Consider the following 596-nt stretch of genomic DNA (forward strand, 5'->3'; position numbering starts at 1 on the left):
GGGACTGTCAGGATTTCCGTGTGTGGGCGGGCATAATGGGTAAAGAGGAGATCCCATATGTCCCGACGCAAAGAACCTGCGATACCGAATGAGCTTCTCGACCAGTTGCTGGCGGGCGGTGCCGCGAGTGCTGCATTTGACCAAGGTGGCCTGCTCGATTCGCTGAAGAAGGCGCTGACCGAGCGCGCGTTGAACGCGGAGATGGATCATCACCTGGCCGGCCAGGACGGTGCCGGCAACACGCGCAACGGCTACGGTCGGAAGACCGTGATGACCGACACCGGCAAGCTGGCGATCGACGTGCCACGCGATCGTCAGGCGAGCTTCGATCCGCAGTTGATCGCCAAGTATCAGCGCCGCTTTCCCGGCTTCGACGACAAGATCGTGTCGATGTATGCGCGCGGCATGAGCACCCGCGAGATTACCGGGCATCTCCACGATCTGTACGGGATCGACGTGTCGCCGGATCTGATCAGCACGGTGACCGACGCCGTGCTCGACGAGGTGGCGACGTGGCAGCAGCGGCCGCTCGATCCGATCTACCCGCTGGTTTTCTTCGACGCGATCCGGGTCAAGATCCGCGACGAGGGCATAGT

1 protein-coding gene is annotated in these 596 nt (G+C 62.2%); it reads left to right on the forward strand.

Features of this window, described 5'->3' with window-relative positions; translation table 11 throughout:
• Positions 1-57 precede the first annotated feature (57 nt).
• Positions 58-596, forward strand: a 539-nt coding sequence (locus ACP7BL_RS17875) for a transposase (protein WP_426258932.1), incomplete at its 3' end; no start/stop codon positions are given.

The sequence above is a fragment of the Sphingomonas sp. DC1600-2 genome (genome assembly GCF_049897605.1).
In the GTDB taxonomy this organism is placed as follows: domain Bacteria; phylum Pseudomonadota; class Alphaproteobacteria; order Sphingomonadales; family Sphingomonadaceae; genus Sphingomonas.